The following is a 21,673-nucleotide window of genomic DNA, read 5'->3' on the forward strand; positions in this document are numbered from 1 at the left end:
CAAGGCCTCAGGCGAGAGAGGCAAATTTGCAAGGAGGTGGGAGTGTGAAGGTCGGCATTATGGGCGGAACCTTCGATCCCATTCATATCGGCCATATGCTGGTGGCGGAGACGGCCAGGGATGCCTTCGGGCTGGAACAGGTATGGTTCATGCCTTCGCATATCCCGCCGCATAAGCATGCGGCAGGAGCCTCCGGTGAGGCGAGGCTGGCTCTGGTGAGCGAGGCGATCAAGAACGATGGATCTTTCCGCATTCTCGATTGGGAGATTGTGCGCGGAGGAGTATCCTATACGATTGAAACGGTGCGGCAGCTGCAGGAGCGTTATCCGTCCGAAGATTTTTATTTTATTATCGGAGCGGATATGGTGCAGTATTTGCCGAAATGGAAGGATATCGACGAACTGGTGCGGCGGCTTACCTTTATCGGTGTGGGACGTCCGGGCAATTCTCTTAATCTTGCGACGCTTCCGGTCAATATCGCCGAGAAGGTACTGTTGGCGGACATGCCGATGGTCGATATATCGTCTACTATGATCCGGGAGCGGGCTGCATCCGGGAAGTCGATCCGGTATATGGTGCCTGAAGCGGTATACGACTACGTGCAAAGGAGTGAGTTGTATGGGGTTCAGCCGCGAAGCGCTAATTGAGTCGGTATCCTCGCAGATGCCGAAGAAGCGCTGGAAGCACACGCTGGGCGTGGTGGAATCGGCGGGAGCGCTTGCTAGGAAGTATGGCGGCGACCCGGAGCGCGCCGAGCTGGCGGCGCTACTACATGATGTGGCCAAATATTGGCCGGTCGAACGCCAGCGCGAAATTATTGAACAGAATCACCTCTCGCCTGAACTGCTGTTCTATGACAAGCAGCTGTGGCACGCGGAGGTGGGGGCCTATGTGGCGGAAAAAGAGTACGGCATCACAGATACGGATGTGCTTGATGCCATCCGCTACCATACTTCAGGCCGGGTGGGCATGACCCTGCTGGACAAAATCGTCTGTCTGGCTGATTATATTGAGCCAGGTCGGGATTTTCCAGGTGTCGACCGTATACGCAAACTTGCCGCTTCCAATCTGGAAGAAGGACTTATCGCCGGATTCGATTCTACGATCAGCCTGCTGCTGGAGAAGCGGCGGATTGTATTCCCGCTGACGGTAATGGCCAGAAACGATCTAGTAAAAATATTGGAGGAAAATGAATGACCATACAATCCGAAGAGCTGCTTCGACTGACGCTTGAAGCAGTTGAAGATAAAAAAGCGATGAACGTCGTAGCCCTTGATTTGCGCGGCATTTCGCTGATCAGTGATTATTTCATTATCTGTCACGGCAACTCTGATACCCAGGTGCAGGCAATCGCTACCGAGGTTCGCAAGGTTGCGCAGGGAGCGGGGGCGGTTATCCGTGGCATAGAAGGAATGGACGCAGCGCGCTGGGTGCTGATGGATTTGGGCGATGTGGTCGTCCACATCTTCCACCGGGATGAGCGCGAATACTACAATATCGAGCGGCTGTGGTCCGACGCGAAGGTTGTGGAACCCGTATGAGCCTAATAGCCGGAAGCGTAGTAACGCTCGAAGTGGCGAGAGAGGTTTCACCCTACGGTTATTTCTTGAGCGCGGGCGATCAGGACGTACTGCTGCATTATACGGAGCTTACGGATAAGGTCAAGCCGGGAGACAAGGTCGAAGTGTTCCTGTTCTACGATACGGAGGACCGCCTTGCGGCAACGATGAAGAAGCCGTATCTCACGCTTGGCGAACTGGCCTTGCTGGAAGTGGCGGACGTTCATCCGCGGCTGGGCTGTTTTCTTGAAATGGGACTTGGGCGCCAACTGCTTCTGCCCATCCGCGAACTGCCTGAACTGAAGGAACTGCATCCGCAGGTGGGTGACCGTGTATTTGTCATTATGGAACATGACAAGCAAGGACGGCTGCGGGCCAAGCTGGCGGGCGAACAGGAGCTTGCCCCGCTGACGTTCCCTGCCCCTTCCAGCTGGAAGGGGCAGTGGTTGAAGGCCCGGGTGTACAAGCCTCTTCAAATGGGTACTTTTGTCATTGTGGATGGAGGCGTGCTCGGCTTCGGGGCAATCGGCATGATCCATTCCTCCGAACGGCCGAGGCTGCTTCGTTTGGGCGAGGAGTTCGAAGCCCGTGTAGCGTTCATTCGGGAGGACGGACGCGTCAACTTGTCCATGGCCCAGCGCAAGGAAGTGGGACGGGATATGGATTCCGCCAAGATTCTGGAATTTCTACAGAATCGTCCGGGCGGCGGAATGCCTTATTCGGATGCGACGCCGCCGGATATTATCAAGCAGCGGTTCGGAATCAGCAAGGCGGCGTTCAAGCGTGCGCTCGGCAAGCTGATGAAGGAAGGTCTCATCACCCAGAAGGAGAGCTGGACGTATCTGGCTCAGGGAGATAAGCCCGGTCAAGCTTCCGGCGAACAGAGCGGCGGCAGCCGCGGAAACTCTGCCGATTAGGACGGCTATGGAAAGTGCGGTGTTGTCAGTGTCCTCCTATGGGAAATTTGCATATGTCTACGACGAGCTAATGGCGGATATGCCGTATCCGCAGTGGCTCGCCTTCGCCGAAGCCGCGTGGGAGCGGGTGGGGAAGCCGAAGACCGTAGCCGAGCTTGGCTGCGGCACCGGCAGCCTTACCATTCCGCTGGCTGAGGCGGGATATCATATGACGGGAATTGACCTGTCTTCGGATATGCTTGCCGTGGCGCGCCAGAAGATGGAGGATCGTCCCCGGGGACGGCGGTTTATGCGGGAAGGCAGCGTCCATTGGATCAGGCAGGATATGAGGGAATGGGAGCTACCGGAGCCGGTGGACTCCGTGATTTCATTTTGCGATAGTCTGAATTATATCCTCGAAGAGAGCGATATTTCGGCCGTGTTCGAGCGTACCTTCAAGGGACTGAAGCCCGGGGGCAGCTTTCTCTTTGACGTTCATCATCCCCGCACGCTGATTCGTTATGAGGAGGAGCAGCCCTTCATCATGGATGATCTCTCGGTGTCTTACATTTGGACCTGTGAAATGGATAGGCCAAGAACCGAGATTGAGCATCATCTCTCCATCTTCGTCCGCGAAGAACCAGGCAGCGACCGGTATCGCCGGTTCGAGGAGACCCATGTGCAGCGCGCTTACGATCCGCAGTGGATGGAGGAAGCGCTCCGGAGAGCCGGATTCAGCGAGGTAAAGGTGTATGCCGATTTTGAATGGAGACCGGCCGGAGATGAGACGCAGCGGCTGTTCTATGTGGCTGTAAAGTAATTGGATGCAAAAAGGATATTCCTAGGGCCGCGATTGCAGCCTTCGGAATATCCTCTGTTCTCCTGCCCCTTAACGGTGCTCAATCAGGTCGATGGCGCCAAGCACAATATGGGCCAGACCGAAGCCGAGTACTCCTGACGCAACCAGCTTATATCTGCTGCCAAGCAAGGCGGCTCCTGAAGCGGATACGACGGTACCAAGAATGGTAGGAATCAAACCTTCGCGCATTTGAAACACTCCTTCTCGTTGGTTTGGGAGACGAGGATTAGTGTGTGTTCGCATTAGGGGAATTATGCGATAGCGGTAGCCTTCGGCAAATAACGGTTATAAGCAAACAAACGCTCCAGAAGGACGGATATTCCGTCTTTCTGGAGCGTTTTGGCATAAAGCTGTCGTCTTGTTTAGTCACCGCCTGGTCTAGCCTGGCTTAAACCGTATGAACCTCTTTGGCCTCGCGGACATCGTACAGCACGCGGGCCAGAAGATCCTGGCTGTAATTGCCGAAATGCTTGCCGTATATCGTCAATCCGCGCTTGTTGGCCGGCTTGTCGGTAACAGCGATGCGGAAGGCCAGCTCGCTTTTGTAATTCAGCTTCATATCATTTAGAGTAACATCCGAAATGCGCGAGCCGTCGATAAAGCTTCCTTCATCATTAATCCGGATCAGCTTCAGCATTCCGTACTGATTCAAATGGGGAGGCCACCAATCCGGGCTGAATGTACCGCGTGTATCGCCGAAATCACCGGGGCTTGTCCAGAAGCCGAGCTCCACGCCGTTAAGGTAAAAGTAAATATCCGAAGGATAATGATCAGCGCAGCCAGGCGCTTCCGACCCAAGCTCCAAGGAGAGTTGGATTTCACGGAAGCTCTGATTTGGCTTTAAATAATTCGGAATCCTGTATTCGAGAAACCCATCGGCTATCCAGATTATCTCCGACTTAATCCGCTGCGGATCGGCAAAATAGCGCGGTTCGTCGAACTCCCCGATAATGCTGTCCTTCGTCGCAAGACCGCACGTTGGAACAGCCGCATAGTTACTGTAATGTCCGACCGGAATCTCCACCTCATACAGATTACCGATATCCTTGCTGCGGAGTTCGACCATCAGCCGGTCTTTGTTCAAGTAACATACCTTCTGAATGCCATGCTTCCCGACGGAAGTATAAATTTCAATAAGACCGCTTTCTTCAAGCTTTTTAATATGCATTGTGATCGCGCCATTGCTCAGCTTCAGCCGTTTGGCGATTTCATTCAGGTTTAGCTGCGGGTTGGAGGCTAACATTTCCAGAATTTGTATTCTTATTTCGGAACTGAGCGCTTTGAAAATATCAATTCCGCTCTTCAAATCTTTAATATAGATCATGTTCAGCTATCTTCTCCCAGTGGCTTTGTGGAAACAATATTTTAGATCATCATAAACTTATTTGGGTAAAAAAGAAAGCTGCGATCATCGGTAGTGATATCTGGCTGCAAGCAGACGGACAGACGAAAAACGGGCCGAAGAGGGATGCCCCCTGTTCGGCCCGTTGTGTATATTGATTAATCCTGAAGAGAGGGCTTAAAACTCTCCTGTTTGTCACCGTGTTTTTTTTCCCACATCGCTTCAATTTCTTCAAGGGATTTGCCTTTGGTCTCCGGAATGACTCTCCAAGTAAAGAGGAGTGTAAACAGGGAGGTTGCGGCAAAAATCCAGAACGTTATAGCAGGTCCTGCGGAAGAAAGCAGCGGCGGGAAGGATTGGGAAACCGCGAAGTCGGCCCCCCAGAGAGCCATTGTGGCGACCGCCGTAGCAAGGCCGCGAATCCGGCTCGGGAAGATCTCGGACAGGATTACCCAAACGACGGCCCCGAGTGAAATAGCGAAGGCCGCAACATAGACCAGAATGCAGATCAGGACAATCGGGCCGTCCGTACGCCCGGTATGAAAAGCAAAGCCGATGATCGCCAGGCTGACGGTCATGAAGAACGAACCGGCCAGCAGCAGCACCTTGCGGCCCAGCTTATCGACAAGCCAGAGGGACAGCGCGGTGAAGATTAAATTAACAAGTCCGACCATAATGGTCTGAGTAAGAGAACCGCTGGCTCCCGCACCGGTCTGGCGGAAGATTTCCGGCGCATAGTACATTACGGCGTTGATACCCGTGATTTGCTGAAGCATGGCGACGATAATGCCTACGATCAGCACGGTGCGCAGGACCGGCGTCAACCTCCGACCGGAGGCAGCCTTGGCTTCCTCGTCCTGAGCAAAGCTCTGCTTGATATCAAGCACTTCTTTCTTGGCCAGTTCTTCTCCGTGAATCTTCAGCAGAATAGGCAGCGCCTCTGCGGCTCTTCCTTTCTTGATCAGCCATCTCGGGCTTTCCGGAACCAGGAACAGCAGAGTCAGGAACAGAAGTCCCGGCACGATACCGGTTCCAAACATGATGCGCCAGCCTGTGGAAACGTCCCATGCGTCATTGCCCATACTGGAAACGCCCAAGGCCAGAAAGGAGCCGAGAAAAATACCGCTAACCGTCGCCATCTGGTTCATGGCGACCAGCCGACCGCGAAATCTGGCGGGGGCGATCTCCGCATTATAGAGCGGGCAGAGCGTCGAGGTGATACCGATGGCGAGACCCTCGATCATGCGGGCTGTGATGAACATTCCCAGCGTTGGCGAGACAGCGGAACCGAAAATTCCGGCGGTGTACAGAACCGCAGCCGCAATCAGCACTTTTTTTCGGCCAAAACGTTCACCTATCGAACCGGATATCGCCGCGCCGGCCATACAGCCGATGATCAGGCAGGATACCGTCCAGCCAAGCATAAAGTTGCCGAGTGCGAACCGGGCACGCAATAATCCGTTAGCCCCCGACATTACCGCCGTATCGAATCCGAATAAGAAACCGCCCAGGGCCGCGACCATGGATACAAGCAGAACAAATTTTATACTGGTCTCCGACTCTTTGGCCGGATGTTGCAATAAATCACTCATATCATTTTCCCCTTTCCATCTGTACGCTAACAGCGGATACCGCCATCAAATCAGCGCAGCAGGTGTTTCTACTTAAAATTATAACATCACCTCTCTGTTCACAGAGGAGCTATCCCCTGCACGATTTTGTCCTCTTTTGCGCATTTCTTTAAGATGGGGAGGGAATGGCGGTGGGGAATGCCGATACTAGTACTATCTTGTCCTCGAGGCACAAAAAAATCCACGCCTGACGGCATGGACTGTATTAATGAATCTGTTCGCGATATTCGCTTGGAGTAACTCCGGTCACCTTCTTGAACACCCGGCTGAAGTAATTCGGGTCCTTGTATCCTGCGAGATAGGAGACTTCCTTAAGACTGAGATCTCCCTCTGCAATCAGTTCCTTGGCTTTGCCGATCCTTAGGCCGGTGAGATAGTCGATAAAGGTTGCCCCTGTTAACTGCTTAAAGATTTTGCTGAAGTAAAAAGGATTCAGATGCACATGATCAGCAACTTCTTCCAGCGAGAGCTCCTCCGTAAACTTTAAACCGATATATCGTTTCGCTTTATCCAGCACGCTCATCGTCTGCTGTTCCCGTTCTTCTCGTATACGCTCAAGCGCTGCGACGACATAGGAACGCTGGCCCGCCTGGCTGACCGCCGCAGGATTCCTGTCGGTAAATGCGAAGTCCTCCTTCTTCAAATCGCCAAAGTGGCAGATTTCTCCGTTTCGCGCGCCGAGAGTGGAGGCGAACACGGCTTCAAAGTAGGATTCATGAAGGCCTTCCGCGCCATCGCGAATCGTACCGATCCCAATTGCCGCAGAAAGGCCGAAGTGCTGCTCCACATGGGAGCGCAGCTTCTCTCCGTACTGATGCACTTCATCGTTGAACTCCGTTTCGGGCATACCCGGCGGCATACGCAGGAATACGGCGACATGGCGGTCGATGATCGAGCTGGAAATCGAGCTGCCGAAGGTTCTAAGCAGGCTGTGAATGACATTGTACACTTTCTGTCTTCCGATGTTCATTTCGTCATGGAAAGCCACGACGAGTCCGAGTCCCCGATCAAGCGGAAAATCAAGCCATTCCGAAAGCTTCTGGCTTTCTTCATCCGCGGCTTTGTTCATCATCAGCAGCAGAGCAAGCTCGTTCTCGGCGAGCGGCATCAGTTGGGACATCCGGTCGCGTATTTCCAGCTCTTCCTCGCGTCTCGCTTTTTCCTGATCCAACTCGTCCACCAGTCTATGCAGCAGGGACACCAATTCCTCCCGCTTGGCGGGCTTTACGATATATTCCTCTACTCCGAGCGAGATGGCCTCCTTGGCATAGGCGAAATAATCATAGGCGGTCACCAGCACCAGCTTGGCGTCCGGCATCCGCGCTTTGATCTCCTTGAGGGCCTCCAGTCCCTGAATGCCTGGCATATTGACATCCATGAAAATAATATGGGGCCGGTGCTCCTCGGCAAGTCCGATCGCCGTTCTTCCGTTCTCGGCGTGAATAATCAGGAAGGTATCCGGCATCGCCCGGCGGATAATCCACTCCAATCCCTCGCGCTCAAGCGCCTCGTCATCTGCTATCATCAGCCGATACACTGCTCATCCCGCTCCTTCCCGCCGGAATATTTAGCACTACGGTCGTTCCTTTTCCCGGTTCGCTCGTAATTTGAACCAAATCCTTCCGCCCGTAGACCAGTTCCAGTCTCCTGAACACATTACGGGTGCCAAGGCCGGTGGAGCGCGTCTGAATCGGCGTCTCTGCCGGCGGCACTTGCGTGTGGTTCAGCAAGGACGCACGTATATTCTCAGTCATCCCCATGCCGTTATCTTGTATAACAATCTTCGTAACCGAGGGCCCGCCGTGAATGGAAAGAGAGATGACAGCTCCGCTCTCCATATGACCGATGCCATGGATAAAGGCATTCTCGATTATAGGCTGTATGGTCAGGGAGGGAACCCTTACATCGAGCGCTTTTTCGTCGATATCGAGCTGGAACGACACCCGGTCACGGAACCGGGTCTGCTGCAGTCTGATGTATTCCTTTACATGCTCCAGTTCATTGCGTAAAGGCACCTGCCGATCCAGGTTCTGCAGGTTGTATCGCATAAAGTTTGACATCGAGACAATCAGATCGCTGGTTCGTTCCGCTTCTTCCAGCAGAGCAAGCTTCGATAAAGCATTAAGCGTATTGTACAAAAAATGAGGATTGATCTGGCTCTGCAGCGCCTGCAGCTCCAGAGTCTTGACCAGCCGTTCCTTCTCGGCGATATCCCTGTCTTTTTCAATAGATTCTTTCAGACCGGCCAGCATCCCGGTAAAGGCGGCGGACAGGGCGGCGAGCTCGTCCTTGCCCCCAGCGGGAAGGGGAGGGTCCAGATTTCCCCTGGATACGGATTTCGCCGAGCGGACGAGCGCGCTGACCGGAACCGTAATGCTGCGGGAAATCCAGACCGCAACCACGAGGCTGAGCGTCGTGCCCAAAGCGAATACGGCGACCCCCAGCTTGTAAAGCCGCGCATTTTCCGCCTGAATATTCCGGAATACCGGACGGTAATGATCCAATTCGCCTTCAACCAGCCGCTGTCCCTCGCTCCGGATAAAGGAGACGGTCTTTTCGGCTTCGAGATAATGCCCGAACGCATCCGAAGATCTGCCGTTCTCCGCGGCGGCGAGCGTCTGCTGCTCAAGCGACAGCAAAGTTCGAATCATATTCCCATACCCGGTTAAAGAGGAGGTCAGGGGCGGCGCGGAGCCCGTATCCATCAGGGTTGAATGAAGCCCCGACAGGTAAGTGATTGTCTCTGCCGCCTGCGTCTTTGAGTCTTCCGCCGGGTGAAGCAGATATGCGTACACTGCCTTGAGGCTGTCCTCGGAGGCTCCGGTGGTCTCTTTGTATTTGAGAATCCGGCCCATAATCAGGTCATAGCTATCCCGAACAATGGTCCCGCTTTGAAATAAAAAGTAAGTTACCAGATTCATCAGCAGAACGAGCAGGGGGATGAAGATCAGCAGTTTGCTTCGAATACTCATGGCGCACCCTCCCCGTCAGGCTTTGCAATGCCGCTGTCTCCAATCAAGCGGATAGATGTATAGCTGACATTCGGCACGGTTTTCCCCTGAAAATAATCATGGAGAAGTGTTATGGCTGTGCTGCCCATTTCCAGCGGCTGCTGGACAAGGGTTAGCTTAATTAGCCCTTTTTGCACGGCTTCCTTTGTCTCGTCCAAATCATCGAAAGCGAATAACAGCCGGTTTGTCCTCAGTTGACGCACCGCGTCCAGCGCTCCAAGGCCGTCCAGGGAGCTGAATCCGACGACCGCTTTCAGGTCCGGATGAGCGGCAAGCAGGCTTCGGGTCTGCTCGGAGGCCTGAAGCCGAGATATATCGGATGTCCGAACATCGGCAATGTTCATATCCGGGTATTTTGCGATAATGCTGCGCAGGCCCTCCAGACGGAGACGCTGGCTGTCGGCTCGGGCCGTGCCCAGCAGTACGCCGACTGTTCCTTTGCCGTTCGCGGCTTCCGCCACCAGCCGGCCCATCTCCTCGCCTGCCGCAAGATTGTCGGACCCGACGTAGAACAGCCTGCGGCTTCCGGGCTCATCGGCATCGACGGTCACGACGGGAATGCCCAGCGCCATCGCCCGGTCTATCAGCCCCTTGGAGTCGGCTCCGCCGGTGCCCTGCACAATGATGGCGCTGGGCCGTGAAGCGATTGCCTGCTCCAGCAGGGAGAGCTGTTCTTCCGGATTAATCCGCAAGGGCCCGGTATATTCGAGATCCATACCGTACTTGCCGGCCGCTTTACGGGCTCCTTGCTCAATGGACTGCCAGTAAGGGTTGTCGAGTTCCTGGGATATAAGCAGGATCCGGCGGGAAGGGACCGCTTGAGCCTGTCCGGGGAGCAAGTTATCCACCTGATGCTGCAATCGGTTCGTAGAGAGAATAAACTGGACCAGGGTATAAAGAAATCCGCCTAATAATATCAGTAGGGCAATGCTCCATTTCCGGTTAAACATCCAAGTCTCCTTCAATTAAGTTATCATCCATTTGCCTGACCCTTATTATACCGGAGAACGTGCTGACTCCCAAATGATAAATTATTGATCATTGGGGGGCGTAAACGCAAAACGGCCTGCAGGGAGAGCTCGTGTAACAGAGAGCTCTTCTGCGGGCCGATGTTAGACTTGAGATTTTCACTTAAGTTAAGGAATATACTGCTGAACGATAGCGGTCACTTTGCCGTCCTGAACCGTAATGTGATAAGGGAATTGGCTTAGATCCACCACATCCGTATCGCCGAACTTGTTCAGGAACGTATTCAAATCGACTGCTTCGTTCCAAATAATATCCAAATCGCCGGGGATTCCGGTATGGTCAAATATTTGCGTCTTGATGTCCACATGCTCAGCCAGCGGATACTCGGTAAGCGTATCGCTGTCGTTCACGATATAATAGCCGTCCGGCACGCCGTCAATCTCTTGCGCGGCTTCCGGTTCCCGCTGCGCAAAGACGCGGTCGGCTTCGGCTCCTTCATACCAATTAATCTCATCCGCCGTCAGAATCACTTTGTTGCCGTCAGGCTGCAATGAATGAATATATACGGTCAATTGCTGCGCCGGCCCGATGCTCTGGGCAACCGCCCGGGTTAAGGTTGTGCTTGCCGTACTGATGAGGGAAAGGAGCAGCAGCACAAGGACAGGCATTACAAAAGTCTTTTTCAACAACATGATCAATCTCCCCCTTGACTCTATAAAGCACAGTATAAGGCTATTTACCCTCTGGGTTATTTCTCAAACGATGCTTTTACTACAATTAACGGATTAGACGAAAAAAGGTTGCAAGGACCCTGCGGATCTTGTTCAGGCGGCCCTGGAAACCGAGAATATTTTTCCTTGGTTGAAGCATATTAAGCTTTTCTGCTGCTTCCCGCAGTTATCTGAAAAAATCTTTGCCCTTTGCCGCCGCGCTGAATTATTATCAATACAGATTAGATTAAAACGTAAAGGTACGGGAGACGTCATGAAACTTTATCTGGAGATTCCGGAGCTTGACAAGCATTTTCCGTTTCGCAGCTTTGTAAATAAGGGGAACCGGCTGTGCTACCCGCATTGGCATAAAGAAATCGAGATCATCTATATGGTTAAAGGAAGCGTGGACCTTGGGATCAACGATGTGCCCATCCATATGCGGCAGGGGGAAATCCAGTTTGTGGGTGGCGGGGACGTACATTATTTTCTGGCTTCGCCCGATAGTGAGCGGCTGGTCATTCAGTTCGATTTGAGCTTTTTTCAGGAAGTTTCGGTTCTGGACGCCAAGGAGCATTCGCTCCGCGACGCCTTTGCTTCGATGGAGCAGTCCGGGTGGAAATGGCCCGAAGTGCTGGCGGATAAAATGCGGGGGCTGATCGAGAGCATCCACGAGGAAAATGTCCGACAGGCGGAAGGGTACGCGTATCTGATCAAAGCCCGGCTCTTTGAAATGCTGACCTTGATTCTTCGCGAGGTACCGAGAAGCGGCGTGCATCGGCAGCCCAAAATTTCGGAGGAGTCGGCCACCAAATCCAAGGAAACGCTGGAGAAGCTGGAGCGGATTTTCACCTATGTCGAGGAGCACTACCGTGAGGCCATAACGCTGAAGGAAGTCGCGAAATATATGGGCTTCAGCCCGTACTATTTTACCAAGCTGTTCAAACGCAACACGGGCATGACTTTTGTGTCCTTCCTGAATGAATACCGGCTCAACAAGGCCAAATGGCTGCTGCTTAACGAGGACGCGCCGATTACGGCGGTTGCCGAAGCTTCGGGCTTTGGAAGCGTGAAGACATTTCATCATTTTTTCAAGGAAGCGACCGGCGTCTCGCCGATGAAATACCGGAGGACAATATACGGGAATAATTCAGCTAGAATGTAGGAAGAAAGCGCCTTCCCTGAATTGTATGATAAGGATGGTAAACGATTAACTTGGGGACAGGAGAGAGAGCAGTATGGTTAAAGTAACCGTATGGAATGAATACCGCCATGAGCGGAACGACGACAAAATCGCTGCTGTATATCCGGAAGGCATTCACGGTCAAATCGCCAGCTTTTTGAAAGACGCGGGCTTGGATGTCCGCACGGCGACCCTGGATGAGCCGGAGCACGGGCTGACAGAGGAAGTGCTGAACAATACGGATGTCCTCGTCTGGTGGGGCCATGTTGCCCATAAGGAGGTACGCGACGAGATCGTGGACCGCGTCCATCAGCGCGTTCTTCAGGGTATGGGGCTTGTGGTGCTTCATTCCGGGCATATGTCGAAGATCTTCATGAAACTGATGGGTACGAGCTGCGATCTGAAATGGCGTGAAGCCGGTGAGAAGGAACGTCTATGGGTCATGAATCCGAGCCATCCGATCGCGGAAGGCATCGGCGAATATATAGAGCTTGAGCATGAGGAAATGTACGGTACGCACTTTGATGTGCCTGCGCCGGACGAACTGATCTTTGTCGGCTGGTTCGAAGGCGGGAACGTCTTTCCGAGCGGCTCCACCTACCGGCGGGGAAACGGCAAAATCTTCTACTTCCAGCCGGGGCATGAGTCTTATCCGACTTATTATCATCCGGAGATCCAGAAGGTTATCGTCAATGGCGTAAATTGGTGCGAGCCGACAAAGCGCGCTTATCCGGTTTACGGCAGATCGCAGGAACTGGAGACGATTAAAAGGGAAGTGCTGCTGTAAGGAAAGCCGATTTGGAGAACAAAGGAGCCGGCCGGGGAAACTCCCTGGTGCGGCTCCTTTTTGCTGTTCATATCCGTGTGAAGCTTCATTTAATCTCTCCAAGGCGGTGCCGTAAGCGGGCGGACGGTGTTATACTTAGTTGAATCTAACATATATTTTGAAAAAAAACAGGCAGGTGTGTATCATTGACTCTTAAAGCTTCTAAAAATAGATGGCGCGCTGACAAACTGTCGAGTCTTGGCTCCTCCATCTTTCAGGAGGTTGCAGGCTGGAAAGCCGAAGCGGCAGCGGGCGGCCTTGAGCTTATCGACCTTGGCATCGGCAGTCCGGATCGCGGACCGTCTTCTGAAATTCGGCGCGTACTCAGCGAGGCCGTATTAAAGGAAGACAGCTATTCGTATCCGTCCTCCGAAGGCGGACTGGCGTTCCGCAGCAAAGCGGCAGCCTGGATGAAGTACCGGTTCGGAGTAGAGGTCGATCCCGAGACAGAGATGCTGACGCTGATGGGCTCCCAGGACGGACTGGCGCATCTGGCGCTGGCGGTCTGCAATCCCGGCGATGTGGCGATCGTACCCGATCCCGGTTACCCGATTTATTCCGGTGCTCTGGCCATTGCCGGCGTTACGCCTTGGCCGCTGCCGCTGAAGGCGGAGAATGGCTTCCTGCCGGATCTTAGCTCTATCCCCGAAGAAGTGCTGGAGCGCGCCGCATTTATTCTGCTGAATTTTCCCGGCAATCCGGTCTCCGTAAGAGCAGACTATGCGTTCTTTGAGCAGCTGATCGGCTTCGCCCGGCGGTGGAACCTGCTTGTCGTGCATGATCTCGCTTACTCCGAGATGGGCTTTGACGGATACCGGCCGATCAGCATCCTGCAAGTACCGGGCGCGCGTGAGGCGGCGGTCGAATTTCATTCCTTCTCCAAGAGCTTCAACATGGCCGGCTGCCGCATCGGCTTCCTGGCCGGGAACGCTGATGCTATAGGCGCCCTGCGAAGCCTCAAGGGCAACATCGACTACGGCGTCTTCGAGCCTGTGCAGGAGGCGGCGATTGCCGCGCTGGAGCAGGCGATGGGCGCGGACGCAGGCGAAGGCGTCGGCCCGCTGTACGAGCGGCGGCGCGATGCCTTCATCGGCGCGCTGCGCGGGGAAGGCTGGGATGTGCCGAAGCCAGCAGCGACAATGTTTGTGTGGGCGCCGCTGCCCGCTGCGGCGGCTGCGGGAGGCCTTGACTCGCGCCGCTTCGCCCGCGAGCTGCTGCTGGAGACGGGCGTCGCCGTCATCCCGGGCGACGCCTTCGGCGCGGAGGGGCGGGGCTTCGTCCGCATCGCGCTCGTCGAGGAGGAAGAGCGGCTCGCCGAAGCGGCCCGGCGGATCGGGCGGTTTCTCCGCGCCAAAGGATTGGCGGAGTAGAGGCTTTGCAAGTGCGGTCGGTGCTGAGCGGGAGCGGATTGGGTGGAGGCAGGCGCTGGTCAATCCGGCAGAGTGCCCCGGATGGCGTCCCGGCGAGTGGCAGGGGCGATAACGCCGATTCATCCGGCTGCCAAAATGATCAGGTGGAATCTCTATAGAAACTATGAACGGGAATTTCTCCCTCATATTTTCCCTTTAAGGCTTGAATTAGCTGGATGAATAGGAAAATCTCCATCTTATTCGGCCTGTTCCCGGGAAAATGATCTTAATAGATCTAATGTGAGGGAGAAATTCCCGCTTAATTATGATGTGGGCCCTTATTAGTAAAATAAGGGGGAGAAATTCCGTTTTAGCGGAACGAGCGTAGTCCCAGGGCTTGGGTGAGGGCGCGGGCCGCCTTGACAGCACGAGCCGCTGGGCTTGCAGGCGTCCCGTTTGCCGCACCGTCCCGCTTGCCGCACCGTCCCGCCTTGCCTCCGCTCGCGCCCACGCTCTCCCGCCCCTCTGCGGACCTGCTCTTACAGTGGCAGATCGCGCCGCTTGAACAGAACAATGCCGAGGGCGAAAGCGAGCAGGCCGACGGCCAGCAGCACAAGGGAGATTTGGCCCCATTTCGCTTGCCCGGTGACAATTTCGCTGGGCCGGTACAGCGTGAAGAGCGTCAGAGCCTTCATCCAGCTCAGCTTGTCGCTGATTTTGGCGACCAGATCAATGGTGAAGAAGCCGAAGGCGATGGCGCCGGAGATGCCGAGCGCTCTCTTCTCGTCGTTGGACAGGCAGGACACCAGAAAGGTCAGACCGCCGATCGCGAAGAACAGCATGAAGGCGACAATGTTTAGATGCAGAAACCGTCCGCTGTTGAAAGGGAAGGAGGCGTCAAGAAACCAGGCGTCTCCCAAAAATCCCGCCAAGGTCGTAACCCCCACGATTACGATCAGGGCCGTTACCAGCACAAGGGCTTGCGTCGCTGACACTTTGGCGCGGGTGGTCGGCGTGGACAGCAGATAGGCCATCGAGCCTTGGTCCACCATACCGGCCATCAGCCGGGTCGACATCTGGACACAGACAATAGCCAGAATCAGCACCAGAATGAGGCCGTAGTATTCGCCCGAGACGAACGCTTCCGCGCTGGCGAATCCGCTGTTCAGGCCGAAAGCGTTGTTCACGCCCTCCGGCATGGCTTTTACAATATCGTTCAGCGCCTGCGTGTTCTTCGCAATGCCCGGGTACAGCCAGAAGATCAGGAGAATATAGAAGGCAGAGCCGAAGGCGTAGTTCATGATGCCTTTGGCATTTACTTTAATCATTTGTTTATATAATGGGAAATTCATGGCTGGCTCCCCTCCCGGTCGTAATAATCCATAAAAATATCCTCCAGGTTCTGGGTAAATACATCCATACTGCGGATACGGTATTTCGCCGCCTCTTCGATGAATGTATTATAGTTGCCTTGTATGGCGACCCGGACGCGGAAATCATCGTAATTCTCGATGGACAGACCGGAGGTGCGGAACCGGAGCGCGTCCTCCTTGTTCTCGAAGACGACGTCGAACAGCTTCCGCTGCATCGATTGCAGCTCATGAATGTTCTTGACGGCGATGAGGCTGCCGTCCTTGATAATAGCAGCCCGGTCGCAGGTGCGCTCGATTTCGGAGAAGCTGTGCGACGACATTAAGAAGGTCGTACCCTGCGCTTTTTCTTCCAGCACCAATTCAATGAACACCTTTTGCATCAGCGGGTCCAGGCCGGAAGTGGGCTCATCGAGAATAATCACCTCCGGGCTGTGCATGAACGCGGCGACCAGGCCGACCTTCTGCTTCATGCCTTTGGACATCTTGCGGATTGGGGTATTCGCGTCAAACTGAAGGCGCCGGATCAGTTCGCTGCGCTTGCTTTTATCCTTCAAGCCCTGCATGTCTGCCATAAAATCGAGAAAGGCAATTCCCGTCATCCCGTCGACGAAGGCGATTTCTCCCGGCAGGTAGCCTACATGCTTCTGCACCGTGCCCTGCGCATTCCATACATCGAGTCCGCATATGGCCGCATGTCCCCGGTCGGGCTTCATAAAGCCCATAAGATGCCGGATGGTCGTCGACTTGCCGGCTCCGTTCGGTCCGAGAAAGCCGAATACCTCGCCCTTGTTTACCGAAAAGGTAATATCCCGAATTCCCTTCCCGTTTGAAAATGTCTTGGTCAATCCTTGGACAGTAAGCATACTGCCACCTCCGGTGTAAAATAATGAAATATTTTTGGTCAAATATTTCATGTGTTATAATAATCCCGATCAGGCTCAGCGTCAATATAATTATGAAATTATTTTAGTTGTATATTTCATGAATTACACTTTAATGCTAGATAGGATGAGTTTCAGATGAAAAAAATGAACGGTTTTGAGAAGAGAGCAGCGAAAATCAGGCAAAAAATTATGAGGGTGACTCTAGAATTGCTGAAGACATGGGAGCCCAAGCGGATACGGATTGCCGATATCGCCAAGGCGGCGGGCGTCTCGCAGGTAACGATCTATAACTATTTTGGCAGCAAAGAAGCGCTCATTGAAGCATCCTTAAAGGACTTTATAGACCGGGCGATTGAGGACTTTGAAGCTGTTCTGAACGGAAAGCCTTCGATCAAAGAAATTGTGGAGTATACCATTATTCAGGAAAAAGAAACGTATGCCGCCATCCCCCCTTCTCTGATGAAGCAGATGATGTTTGAGGATCAGGAGATGTTCCGCTATATTCAGGAACGGTACGAGCAGGCGATCCTGCCACTGATGATCCGGATGCTGGAGGAGGGGAAGGCGAGGAATGAAATCTCATCCAAGGTTTCTGTAAACTCCGTGCTAATATTTATGAATTTTTATATGCGGAATGCCGGAGAGATGCTGGAAATCGCCCAGAAACAGGAGAATAGGGACGCTTTTTTGGAGGAAATGGTGCATATTTTCTTTTACGGCATCTGCGGGCGGGAGGAGTGAAGCCGAAGACTGGGCCAATGTTTGTCCCGCTGCCGTGTCCCATTGTAAAATAAGAATAGGCTTTCACAAGCGGCTTCAGGCTAAATTCGGCAAAAAGGACGGGATGAAGGATGGAATTTCGCGTAGAAAAAGATACATTTGGCGAGCTGCAGGTCCCCGCGGACAAATATTGGGGCGCACAGACCCAGCGCAGCCTGCAGAACTTCAAGATCGGCGGTGAGAAAATGCCGCTTGAGGTTATTTATGCCTTGGCGCTGATTAAGAAAGCGGCTGCAAAGGTGAATGCCAGGCTGGGCCTGCTGTCAGGCGATAAGGCGGAGGCTATTATCCGGGCGGCCGATGAAATTATGCAGGGCAGGCATGATGAGCATTTTCCGCTTGTTGTCTGGCAGACCGGGAGCGGAACGCAGACCAATATGAACGTGAATGAAGTGATATCCCGCAGAGCGGGGGAACTGCTTCGGCTTTCGGGATCGGAAGAAGCCGTCCATCCGAATGACGATGTGAATAAAGGCCAGAGCTCCAATGATACCTTTCCTTCAGCAATGCATATCGCGGCATATCTGGCGGTTCGGCGGCAGGTGCTTCCAGCGCTGGAGCGGCTTAAGACCACACTGGAACAGAAAGCGGATCAGTACCGGTCCCTGATAAAAATCGGCCGCACGCATCTGCAGGACGCGACGCCGCTGACGCTTGGGCAGGAAATAAGCGCATGGGCCGCTATGCTGGAAAAAGGAAAGCGCTTTATCGAAAACAGCGCCCAGTCTCTGCTGGAACTGGCTATCGGAGGGACGGCTGTCGGCACCGGCCTTAACGCCCACCCGGAATTTGGGGCCGGGGTCGCCCGGGAAATTGGCGCTGAGCTATCTTTCCCGTTTGTCTCGGCCGATAATAAATTCCACGCTCTGACGAGCCATGACCAGATTGTTCATGTGCATGGAGCGCTGAAGGCGCTGGCCGCCGATCTCATGAAGATCGCGAATGATGTCCGCCTCCTCGCCAGCGGCCCCCGCAGCGGCATCGGCGAGTTGCTCATCCCGGAGAACGAGCCGGGCAGCTCAGTCATGCCGGGCAAAGTGAATCCGACGCAGAGCGAGGCGATGACGATGGTCGTCTGCCAGGTGATGGGCAACGACGTGACGATTGGTGTTGCGGCCAGCCAGGGCCATTTTCAGCTTAATGTATTCAAGCCGGTCATCATCCACAGCTTCCTGCAGTCCTGCCGCCTGCTGGCGGACGCCATGTCGTCTTTTGAGGAGCATTGCGCCAGAGGCATCGTTGCCAACGAGCCGGCCATTCACCGCAATCTGCATAACTCTCTAATGCTGGTGACCGCCCTGAATCCTCATATCGGCTATGAAAAGGCGGCTGAAATCGCCAAGCTGGCGCATAAGGAAGGCCTTACGCTGAAGGAAGCCGCGCTGAAGCTGAAGCTGCTGACGGAAGAGGAATTTGACCGGCTGGTTAGGCCGGAGAACATGGTATAACAACTTTTAAAATTTTCCTTACCGGGAACCGTGGAAAAATTGAAAAAACCGAGGAACTTAGTTGTTTCTCGGTTTTTTATATTCAATATGGAGACTCAGTTTTTATTATTCTAAATATTTCATTTAGATCAGACTCCTTGAAGAAATACCCACCGGTTTCAGGCGCATTTTTATAGTCGAAGGATTCAAAACCGATACCTTCAGGTAAAAAATGAAGCGATGAATAATCCCAAACATTGTCAATGGAATATTGAATTTTTTTTGAGGCGTCAAGAACTATAACAAATTTTGAATCAATAAGAACATACAACTTACCGTTGCTGAATCTAGTTTTATGGTTTTCCATAATCTATCTCCCATCATGGGGATTTAAATATTACTTATGGTATCATAAAAATTCTACACTTTATTTATATGACCATGGAGTCGCTGAAAAGCGGCTCTTTTTGTGCAGGGCTGAACTTCGATCTTAGACGATTCAAATGGCAGGCAGGGAAGTGATAATCTTACTGGATTTGGGCCGGTATTTACCGAAAAAAACTGGCTTCAGCGGCATTGGAGCCCCAGCAGGCCAAAACCGGGCTTCTCGTCTGGTATCCGCCGGAAATCGAGAATGAAGACCCCTATTTCCTGTATATCCGGCAAGGAGCGGAAAAGCAGCTGACGCAGCTCGGGGTTAAAGCTTCATGACCTAAAGGCTCAGCACCTGTTGCACCCAAATGAGTTTGGCGGCTGGAAAGAGTGGAGTAGGCGCTTAACCGACGAAACCGGAAACAACATTCATCCTGTCATCCGGGTCTTAACCTTGCGGCGCGGAGCCGGGAAGCGGCTTGCCGCCGCGTTTCAGGGAAGTGGTAGATCTAACTGAATGGTTTAAATAGGGCGGTTTTTCGGTTGTGTTGTTTCCGAAAAACCGCCCTTTTTTAATTAACTCCGTGCCGTTACCTTGGCTTCGCTGATGTTGCCGGCCATCTTCAGGCGGTTCGCAATCGACGTGAATTCCTCGGAAGAAATCCCCGGTGCGAACTCTTCCTCCACCGCCGGCGCTTCCGGAATCGGGAAGCCTTGAGGCGCTCCCGTAACTACCTCAAGCGGAGAATTATCCTCGGGATGGGTGCCTTTCCAAATTTGATTAATTGTCCCGAAATCCTTCTCACTCCACGTATACAACTTCGTATGCGCTCCCCTGGCCTCGTACTTGGCCGCTTCTTTGAAATGTTTGTTATTCAGCGATGGAATCGGTATCAGTCTCGTGACGTCGACGCCGGTCGCAACCTCCAGCGCTTTGGCGTAAGCCACAACGTGAACGCCACCGCGTACGAGCAGAAACCCGACCACCTCACGGGCGGATGGATGATCCGTCATTTCATATACCTTCATTTTATGTGTTCTGGCCCCGCACTCCAGGAAAAAGTTATGCAGCAGATCTTCCACCAGATTGCCGCTGTTAAATACATTTGCACCGGTCCATGGATTACCCATGGAATCGAAAGGCATCGCTCCCTGCGCTCCCGCGAGAAAGTGATAGGAAATACGCGCATCCTTGGCTGCTCCTAGTGGAGTGGCATCAGGCTCTAGGGTGGAAGTGGTGCCGCGCAGGCAGCAGTTGATTGCGTGGGATACCAGCTCCACATGGCCGATCTCTTCGGCCGTAATGCTCATAATCAGGTCGTAGAAAGGCTTCAGCTTTGTTTTGCTGCGGAAATTAAAGGATTGGAACAGATAGTTGTTAAGCGTAGACATCTCGCCGAACTTTCCGCCCAGCAGCTCCTGTACAGCGGCCGCCGCATTGGCGTCGGGCTGATTGACTTGAGGAATTTCAATCATGATTTCATCCATGCGTTTAAACAATGTGGATTTCCTCCTTAAGTGAAAAATGGAACATCGCCGTTATCATTTCCCAAAGCGGAAAGTTTCAACCGAATCCCAATGACCAATTTCCTATAAATTCCTTAAATGAAAATGGGCAACTGCGCCAAATGGATCATTTTTTTAGTAGATTTTCAAAAAAATATAATTTTATTTCGGCATTGGACGATAAAATATAAAATTTTGGAATTAAAGGGAGTTTGATGAGATGAAACCAAGGTCTTCGCGAGTCATGGGTGTTGTCATTGCCGTACTTGTTTTATCCGGTTTGACCTCGATATCCGCATCGGCTGTTCAATACGGCTATGACGGTCTTGACCGGCTGACTACGGCGGAGGACGACAGCGGACAAATGACGCAATATCAGTACGATGCGGCCGGAAATTTACTTAGCGTGTTGACAACGGCAAACCTTGCACAGATGAAATCGGCGAATTTATCCGGGGCCGCTTCTGAAGTATGGGAGGGGTGGACGCCTTATAGTACCGCGGATGTTAACGCCCAATATCATTTGATAGAAAATATGTCGATAACGGATGCCGTCTATGGAAGTGTCCCTGAACCAACGGTAACCGCCGATGTGTATATAGAGACAGGTCAATCGGACTCTTACCTCGTTCAGCAAATTTCGGCAGATACGAGTAGAGCTGGGGGCGCAAATGTATATAAGGATATAAGGATAACCGGCTCTCAGTCGTACTCCATCGCGGGCTGGATTGAAGGAGAACAGCTGCAGCATGCTGCCGCACAGGCAATCGTTAATTACTATGACGCAAGCGGCCGATTGATTGGTCACGAGAATGCCGCAAATGTGCTCGAATCCTCAAATTGGTCTCATTTTGACAAAATATTGTCACCGCCAGGCAATGCGGTAAAGGCGCGCGTACACCTGCAGCTGCTGCTGCTTGAAGCGGACGGCTCCGGGACGGCACGTTTTGCGGAAATCACATTTGAGCCTTACAAGGCCGCGGAATGAGGCGGAGA

At 53.2% G+C, this 21,673-nt stretch carries 22 protein-coding genes; 11 read left to right on the plus strand and 11 right to left on the minus strand.

The features are described 5' to 3' along the window. Positions 1 to 44: 44 nt before the first annotated feature. The 5 genes from VK70_RS04360 to VK70_RS04380 are packed head-to-tail and all read left to right on the plus strand — an operon-like array spanning position 45 to position 3,275. Entirely contained in the window at positions 45 to 647 is a 603-nt protein-coding gene (locus VK70_RS04360; protein WP_025694928.1) for a nicotinate-nucleotide adenylyltransferase, read from the plus strand. Next, positions 619 to 1,197, plus strand: a complete 579-nt coding sequence (gene yqeK, locus VK70_RS04365) for a bis(5'-nucleosyl)-tetraphosphatase (symmetrical) YqeK (protein ID WP_025694929.1) — start codon at positions 619 to 621, stop codon at positions 1,195 to 1,197. Before VK70_RS04360 ends, yqeK begins: the two co-directional genes overlap by 29 nt. Next, a complete protein-coding gene (rsfS, locus tag VK70_RS04370; protein ID WP_025693175.1) occupies positions 1,194 to 1,541 on the plus strand; it encodes a ribosome silencing factor in 348 nt (115 codons plus the stop codon). The genes yqeK and rsfS overlap by 4 nt, the downstream gene beginning before the upstream one ends. Further along, entirely contained in the window at positions 1,538 to 2,476 is a 939-nt protein-coding gene (locus tag VK70_RS04375) for a CvfB family protein (protein ID WP_046722864.1), read from the plus strand. Before rsfS ends, VK70_RS04375 begins: the two co-directional genes overlap by 4 nt. A 28-nt stretch (positions 2,477 to 2,504) precedes the next feature. Beyond that, positions 2,505 to 3,275, plus strand: a complete 771-nt coding sequence (locus VK70_RS04380) for a class I SAM-dependent DNA methyltransferase (RefSeq protein WP_046724075.1) — start codon at positions 2,505 to 2,507, stop codon at positions 3,273 to 3,275. A 69-nt stretch (positions 3,276 to 3,344) separates the two neighbouring features. Here the strand turns inward: VK70_RS04380 and VK70_RS04385 are convergent, their stop codons facing one another. The 7 genes from VK70_RS04385 to VK70_RS04415 all read right to left on the minus strand — a co-directional run bounded on the left by VK70_RS04385 (position 3,345) and on the right by VK70_RS04415 (position 10,959). Next, a complete protein-coding gene (locus VK70_RS04385) occupies positions 3,345 to 3,503 on the minus strand; it encodes a hypothetical protein (protein WP_025693761.1) in 159 nt (52 codons plus the stop codon). Positions 3,504 to 3,702: 199 nt separating this feature from the next. Further along, positions 3,703 to 4,638, minus strand: a complete 936-nt coding sequence (locus VK70_RS04390) for an ArsR/SmtB family transcription factor (protein ID WP_025693762.1) — start codon at positions 4,636 to 4,638, stop codon at positions 3,703 to 3,705. A 176-nt stretch (positions 4,639 to 4,814) separates the two neighbouring features. After that, positions 4,815 to 6,248, minus strand: coding sequence for a sugar porter family MFS transporter (locus tag VK70_RS04395; RefSeq protein ID WP_025693763.1), 1,434 nt, complete (start codon positions 6,246 to 6,248; stop codon positions 4,815 to 4,817). 244 nt (positions 6,249 to 6,492) lie between these two features. Then, on the minus strand, positions 6,493 to 7,824 hold the full coding sequence (locus tag VK70_RS04400; RefSeq protein ID WP_025693764.1) for an AraC family transcriptional regulator: 1,332 nt from the start codon (positions 7,822 to 7,824) through the stop codon (positions 6,493 to 6,495). Beyond that, positions 7,799 to 9,259: a sensor histidine kinase gene (locus VK70_RS04405; RefSeq protein WP_025693765.1), complete on the minus strand. Its 1,461-nt coding sequence runs from the start codon at positions 9,257 to 9,259 to the stop codon at positions 7,799 to 7,801. The genes VK70_RS04400 and VK70_RS04405 overlap by 26 nt, the downstream gene beginning before the upstream one ends. Next, positions 9,256 to 10,248 (minus strand): substrate-binding domain-containing protein, encoded by a 993-nt coding sequence (locus tag VK70_RS04410; protein WP_025693766.1) that lies wholly within the window; start codon positions 10,246 to 10,248, stop codon positions 9,256 to 9,258. Before VK70_RS04410 ends, VK70_RS04405 begins: the two co-directional genes overlap by 4 nt. 186 nt (positions 10,249 to 10,434) lie before the next feature. Next, positions 10,435 to 10,959 (minus strand): hypothetical protein, encoded by a 525-nt coding sequence (locus tag VK70_RS04415; RefSeq protein WP_036637989.1) that lies wholly within the window; start codon positions 10,957 to 10,959, stop codon positions 10,435 to 10,437. Positions 10,960 to 11,251: 292 nt separating this feature from the next. Between VK70_RS04415 and VK70_RS04420 the strand changes: the two genes are divergently transcribed. From VK70_RS04420 to VK70_RS04430, 3 genes are all read left to right on the plus strand, one after another. Then, positions 11,252 to 12,142 (plus strand): helix-turn-helix transcriptional regulator, encoded by an 891-nt coding sequence (locus VK70_RS04420; protein ID WP_025693768.1) that lies wholly within the window; start codon positions 11,252 to 11,254, stop codon positions 12,140 to 12,142. Between the two features lie 73 nt (positions 12,143 to 12,215). Then, positions 12,216 to 12,947 carry a ThuA domain-containing protein gene (locus VK70_RS04425; RefSeq protein WP_025693769.1) on the plus strand — a complete coding sequence of 244 codons (732 nt, stop codon included), beginning with the start codon at positions 12,216 to 12,218 and terminating at the stop codon, positions 12,945 to 12,947. A 185-nt stretch (positions 12,948 to 13,132) separates the two neighbouring features. Next, positions 13,133 to 14,356: an aminotransferase class I/II-fold pyridoxal phosphate-dependent enzyme gene (locus VK70_RS04430; RefSeq protein WP_046722870.1), complete on the plus strand. Its 1,224-nt coding sequence runs from the start codon at positions 13,133 to 13,135 to the stop codon at positions 14,354 to 14,356. Positions 14,357 to 14,874: 518 nt separating this feature from the next. Here VK70_RS04430 and VK70_RS04435 read toward each other — a convergent pair. Then, a complete protein-coding gene (locus VK70_RS04435; protein WP_025693880.1) occupies positions 14,875 to 15,687 on the minus strand; it encodes an ABC transporter permease subunit in 813 nt (270 codons plus the stop codon). Continuing rightward, the gene (locus VK70_RS04440) at positions 15,684 to 16,571 is read right to left on the minus strand and encodes an ABC transporter ATP-binding protein (protein ID WP_025693879.1); all 888 of its coding nucleotides are present in this window, start codon (positions 16,569 to 16,571) and stop codon (positions 15,684 to 15,686) included. Before VK70_RS04440 ends, VK70_RS04435 begins: the two co-directional genes overlap by 4 nt. Before the next feature lie 156 nt (positions 16,572 to 16,727). Between VK70_RS04440 and VK70_RS04445 the strand changes: the two genes are divergently transcribed. Further along, the gene (locus VK70_RS04445; protein ID WP_233277765.1) at positions 16,728 to 17,333 is read left to right on the plus strand and encodes a TetR/AcrR family transcriptional regulator; all 606 of its coding nucleotides are present in this window, start codon (positions 16,728 to 16,730) and stop codon (positions 17,331 to 17,333) included. Positions 17,334 to 17,443: 110 nt separating this feature from the next. After that, positions 17,444 to 18,820 (plus strand): class II fumarate hydratase, encoded by a 1,377-nt coding sequence (fumC, locus tag VK70_RS04450; protein ID WP_025693877.1) that lies wholly within the window; start codon positions 17,444 to 17,446, stop codon positions 18,818 to 18,820. A gap of 82 nt (positions 18,821 to 18,902) precedes the next feature. On the opposite strand, the gene VK70_RS04455 is transcribed toward fumC, so the two are convergent. Both VK70_RS04455 and VK70_RS04460 read right to left on the minus strand, forming a co-directional pair. Then, positions 18,903 to 19,166, minus strand: coding sequence for a hypothetical protein (locus tag VK70_RS04455; protein ID WP_025693876.1), 264 nt, complete (start codon positions 19,164 to 19,166; stop codon positions 18,903 to 18,905). A 581-nt stretch (positions 19,167 to 19,747) separates the two neighbouring features. Beyond that, on the minus strand, positions 19,748 to 20,671 hold the full coding sequence (locus tag VK70_RS04460; protein WP_025693875.1) for a manganese catalase family protein: 924 nt from the start codon (positions 20,669 to 20,671) through the stop codon (positions 19,748 to 19,750). A 226-nt stretch (positions 20,672 to 20,897) separates the two neighbouring features. Between VK70_RS04460 and VK70_RS04465 the strand changes: the two genes are divergently transcribed. Beyond that, on the plus strand, positions 20,898 to 21,665 hold the full coding sequence (locus VK70_RS04465) for an RHS repeat domain-containing protein (RefSeq protein WP_081754707.1): 768 nt from the start codon (positions 20,898 to 20,900) through the stop codon (positions 21,663 to 21,665). The last annotated feature ends 8 nt before the right edge of the window (positions 21,666 to 21,673 follow it).

The sequence above is a fragment of the Paenibacillus durus ATCC 35681 genome (assembly GCF_000993825.1).
Taxonomy (GTDB): domain Bacteria; phylum Bacillota; class Bacilli; order Paenibacillales; family Paenibacillaceae; genus Paenibacillus_AQ; species Paenibacillus_AQ durus_B.